This is a genomic window from Methylobacterium segetis (assembly GCF_004348265.1).
Lineage (GTDB): Bacteria > Pseudomonadota > Alphaproteobacteria > Rhizobiales > Beijerinckiaceae > Methylobacterium > Methylobacterium segetis.
The window spans coordinates 1-4,526 of record NZ_SMNT01000193.1 but is presented as its reverse complement, the minus strand read 5'-3'; the positions used below and the strand labels follow the sequence as shown (position 1 = coordinate 4,526).

The window sequence follows — 4,526 nt, the reverse complement described above, 5'->3', positions numbered from 1 at the left end:
TCGGGTATGGCGCCCGTGCCGCAGGGGGTCAGGCGAGGCGGCGGCGGCGCTCGACGAGCTGCATGATGATCGGCGTCAGGATGAGCTGCATCGCGAGGTCGAGCTTGCCGCCCGGGATCACGATGGAATTGGCCCGGCTCATGAAGCTGTCGTGGATCATCGAGACGAGATACGAGAAGTCGATCCCCTTCGGGTCCTTGAAGCGGATCACGACCATCGACTCGTCGGCCGTCGGGATCCAGCGGGCGATGAAGGGGTTCGAGGTGTCCACCGTCGGCACCCGCTGGAAGTTGATGTCCGTCCAGGAGAATTGCGGGCAGATCGTCTGCACGTAATCGGGCATCCGGCGCAGGATCACGTCGGTGACCGCCTCCGTCGAGTAGCCGCGGAACGAGCGGTCCCGGTGCAGCTTCTGGATCCATTCGAGGTTGATCACCGGCACCACGCCGATCTTGAGGTCGGCGTAGCGGGCGATGTCGACGCTCTCGTTGACGACGCAGCCGTGCAGGCCCTCGTAGAACAGGAGGTCGGAGCCCGGCGGGAAATCCTCCCAGGCGCTGAAGGTCCCGGGCGGGGCGCCGAACTTCGCCGCGTCCGCGGCGTCGTGGGCGTAGTGCCGGGTGCGGCCGCTGCCGGATTCGCTGTAGGTGCGGAACACCTCCTCCAGTTCCGGGAGCAGATTGGCGCGGGGCGCGAAATGGCTCAGCGTCGGCTCGGCCGCCATCTTCGCCCGCATGCTCTCCCGGTCGAAGGCGTGGAAGGCGTCGCCCTCGATATAGACGGCGCTCACGTCCTCGCGGCGGAAGATCTGCTCGAAGGTGTTGCGGACGGAGGTGGTCCCGGCCCCAGAGGAGCCGGTCACCGAGATGATGGGATGGCGGGCGGACATGGGCTGATCGACGTGAGTTCCCCTCCGGCGGAACCGGCGGCGGCTCAGCCGCGCATCAGGCCGCGCTGGCCGAAGAGCGGCGAGCGGCCGGCGGCGTGGTTGCGGCCGCCGAAATACTTGGCGACGCAGGCGACCTCCTCCTCGGAGCCGAACACGAGGGGCACCCGCTCGTGGATGCCCGTCGCCTCGATGTCGAGGATGCGGCGCTCGCCGTCGGTGGCGCCCGCCCCCGCCTGCTCCATCAGCATGGCGATCGGGGCGGCCTCGTAGAGGAGGCGGAGCCGCCCCTGCGCGTAGCCCTTGCGGTTGTCGCCCGGATACAGGAAGACGCCGCCGCGCATCAGCACCCGCTGCGCGTCGGCCACGAGCGAGCCGAGCCAGCGCATGTTGAAATCCTTGTCGCGGGGGCCTTCCGCGCCGCGCAGGCAATCCTCGATGAAGGCCTTGATCGGCGTGTCCCAGTGGCGGGCATTCGAGGCGTTGATCGCGTATTCCTTGGCCGAGACCGGCACGTCGAGGCCCGGATGCGTCAGCCGGAAGGCGCGCTCCGCCCGGTCCAGCACGAAGACCTGCGTGCCCAGGCCGAGGGTGAGGACCAGGGCTGTCGCCGGCCCGTAGGTGACGAAGCCCGCCGCGAGCTGCGCGGTGCCGGGCGTCGTGAAGGATTCGGGGCCGGTGGCGCCGGGCACGGCCGGGCGGATGCCGAAGATCGTGCCGACCGCCATGTTGACGCCGATGTTCGACGAGCCGTCGAGCGGGTCGATCGCGACGGCCAGCGGCGCGCCGGGATTCAGGCGCATCACGTCCTCGGCCTCCTCGGAGGCGACCTCGGCCACGGGGGCGGCCTGCAGCGCCTCGGTCACGCGCTGGTGGGCGATCACGTCGAGGGCCTTCTGCACGTCGCCGTCGCTGTTCTGGCTGCCGGTCGCCGCGAGGTCGCCGCCGAGGGCGCCCCGGCCGATCACCTCGCTGATGTCGATCGCCGCCCCGGCGATGGCCGTGACGACGGCGGCGACGTCCGTGAGGCGCGGATCCTCGTCGACCGCCTGCGCCAAGCACGCATCGAGCCGCGCACCGACCGTCCCAAATCCTCCCGTCGTCATCGGATCTTCGTCCTTCCTCTGCATCGCGGCCGACGGGGCCGCGTCCGCCGACGGGGCCGCGTCCCGCGCCGCCTCCGCCCGTGCCCGAACCCATAGCTGCGAAGGCGCCCGCATGATACCGCCCGCCTCCGCCGCGACACCAGGGCCCTTCACTCCGCGCGGGAAAGAATTCTAAAAAAACTTGCGGGCTCCTACAAAAAAACTAGAACCGAGACATGCGCAACCTGTCCCTGAAGCAACTCCAGGCCGTGGCCGCCGTCGCCCGTCTCGGCACGATGACGCGGGCCGCGCAGGAACTGAACGTCACCTCCGCCGCGCTCTACGCCCGGATCCGCCAGCTGGAGGAGGAGGCGGGGCTCCTCCTGTTCGACCGCACGCCGACCGGCCTCAGGCCGACCGATGCGGGCCGCGAGATGCTCTGGGCGATCGACAGCATCAACACGGTTCTGGAAACCTGCACCGACCGCCTGCGGACGCTGAAGGGCGGCGGCGGCGGCCGCGTGACGATGGGCGTGGTCTCGACGGCGAAGTACTTCGCGCCGCAGGTGATCGCGGGCTTCGTGCAGCTCTATCCCGGCGTCGAGATCAACCTCTCGGTGGGCAACCGCGGCAGCACGGTCGAGGCCCTGCGCAATTACGAGATCGACTTCGCGATCATGGGCCGGCCGCCGCGCGACTTCGCGATCGAGGCCGAGATCTTCGGGCCGCACCCGATCGTGCTGATCGCCGCCCCCTCGAACCCGCTCGCCGGGCGCCAGGGCCTGACCCGCGCCGACCTCTCCGAGGAATCCTTCCTCGTGCGCGAGGAGGGCTCGGGCACCCGCACGGTGTTCGAGGAATTCATGAGCGGCGTCATCATCAAGCGGGCGAAGCTCGGCATCGATTCCGGCTCGAACGAGACGATCAAGCAGGCGGTGATGGCGGGCCTCGGCATCGCGCTCCTCTCCGCCCACACCGTGGCGGCCGAGGTGGAATCGGGCCGCCTCGTCACCCTCGACGTGCAGGGCCTGCCGATCCGGCGCGACTGGTACGCGGTGCGCCGGGCCGACAAGGTGCTGAGCCCGGCCGCCCGCGCCTTCTGGGAATACCTGATGCAGGACGGCGCCCGCTGGCTGCCGGGCCTCAAGGTCCTGCCCGAGGCGGCCCCCGCGGAGCCGCGCGCCGAGGCCAGCGCGTGAGCGCAGCCGGGATCGTCATCGTCGGGGGCGGGCAGGCGGGCTTCCAGGTGGCGGCCTCCCTGCGCGAGGCGGGCTACACCGATCCCGTCCTGCTCGTCGGCGACGAGCCCGGCCTGCCCTACCAGCGCCCGCCGCTCTCGAAGGCCTATCTCGCCGGCAAGACCGACGCGGAGGGCCTGAACCTGCGCTCCGGGAGCTTCCTCGCCGAGCACCGCATCGCGCTGCGGCCCGACACCCGCGCCGCGCGGATCGACCGGGAGGCCCGCCGCCTGATCCTCGCGGACGGGGAGAGCCTCGCCTACGACCACCTCGTCCTCGCCACCGGCGCCCGCAACCGGGCGCTGCCGGTTCCGGGGGCGGACCTCGCGAACGTGCGCCAGCTCCGCGGCCTCGCGGACGCGGATCATCTCAAGGAGGCGCTCGCGGCCGCGGAGCGCGTGGTCGTGGTGGGTGCGGGCTTCATCGGGCTCGAATTCGCCGCCGTCGCCGCGGCACGGGGGCTCTCCGTCACGGTGGTGGAGGCCGCGTCCCGTGCGATGGCCCGGGCCGTGTCGGCCGAGACAAGTGCCTTCTTCGCGCGGGCGCACGAGGGCTGGGGCGTCCGCTTCGTCTTCGGGGCCGGCGTCGAGGCGGTCGTCGGCGAGAGCGGGCGGGCGACCGGAATCCGGCTGGCGGGAGGCCGGATCCTGCCCGCCGACCTCGTCCTCGTCGGCATCGGCGTCGTCCCGAACGCCGAACTCGCCGCGGAGGCCGGGCTCGCCGTCGCCGACGGCATCCGCGTCGACGCCTTCCTCGCCACGGACGACCCCGCGATCTCGGCGCTCGGCGATTGCGCCCGCTTCCCCTCGCCCTTCGCGAAGGGGCTGACCGCGGACGGCACGGTGCGCATCGAGTCGGTGCAGAACGCGATCGACCAGGGCCGCTGCCTCGCGGGCCGGCTCGCCGGGCGGCCCGCCGCCTACGGCGCGGTGCCCTGGTTCTGGAGCGACCAGGGCCGCCACAAGCTGCAGATCGCGGGCCTCGCCGGGCCGGAGGACGCGAGCATCCTGCGCGGCTCGGGGGACGCCTTCTCGGTGTTCCGCTTCCGAGACGGGGCGCTCCGGGCGGTCGAGTCCGTCAACCGCGCCGGCGACCACATGATCGCCCGGCGCCTCCTCGCGGCGGGAACGCCGCTCCAGCCCGAGCAGGCGGCAGACCCGGCCTTCGACCTGAAGGCGCTCGCGACCGCCCGGGCCTGAGCGCTCTCAGCGGTCGTTCTCGGTGGTCAGGTCGCCGAGCCGCGTGCCCTCGTCCGGCGAGGCCCGCTGCTCCAGCCGGACGCCGGGGCTGTTCCCGTTCGTGAAGACCGCGCCCGCG

4 protein-coding genes are annotated in these 4,526 nt (G+C 72.0%); 2 read left to right on the top strand and 2 right to left on the bottom strand.

Annotated elements, in window-relative coordinates:
- Window positions 1–28: 28 nt before the first annotated feature.
- Together E1J50_RS25805 and E1J50_RS25800 are read right to left on the bottom strand one after the other, a co-directional pair.
- Entirely contained in the window at window positions 29–889 is an 861-nt protein-coding gene (locus tag E1J50_RS25805; RefSeq protein ID WP_132255849.1) for a phosphoribulokinase, read from the bottom strand.
- A 44-nt stretch (window positions 890–933) separates the two neighbouring features.
- Window positions 934–1,992, bottom strand: a complete 1,059-nt coding sequence (locus E1J50_RS25800; RefSeq protein ID WP_132257095.1) for a class 1 fructose-bisphosphatase — start codon at window positions 1,990–1,992, stop codon at window positions 934–936.
- Between the two features lie 215 nt (window positions 1,993–2,207).
- Here E1J50_RS25800 and E1J50_RS25795 point away from each other — a divergent pair, with 215 nt between their 5' ends.
- Both E1J50_RS25795 and E1J50_RS25790 read left to right on the top strand, forming a co-directional pair.
- Entirely contained in the window at window positions 2,208–3,170 is a 963-nt protein-coding gene (locus tag E1J50_RS25795; protein WP_132257093.1) for a LysR family transcriptional regulator, read from the top strand.
- The gene (locus tag E1J50_RS25790) at window positions 3,167–4,408 is read left to right on the top strand and encodes an NAD(P)/FAD-dependent oxidoreductase (RefSeq protein WP_132257091.1); all 1,242 of its coding nucleotides are present in this window, start codon (window positions 3,167–3,169) and stop codon (window positions 4,406–4,408) included. Before E1J50_RS25795 ends, E1J50_RS25790 begins: the two co-directional genes overlap by 4 nt.
- Window positions 4,409–4,526: the final 118 nt, after the last annotated feature.

Excerpts from the sequence above, each read along its gene's own strand:
- E1J50_RS25795 (WP_132257093.1), top strand. The coding sequence starts at position 2,208 with ATGCGCAACCTGTCCCTGAAGCAACTCCAGGCCGTGGCCGCCGTCGCC.
- E1J50_RS25805 (WP_132255849.1), bottom strand. The coding sequence starts at position 889 with ATGTCCGCCCGCCATCCCATCATCTCGGTGACCGGCTCCTCTGGGGCC.
- E1J50_RS25800 (WP_132257095.1), bottom strand. The coding sequence starts at position 1,992 with ATGACGACGGGAGGATTTGGGACGGTCGGTGCGCGGCTCGATGCGTGC.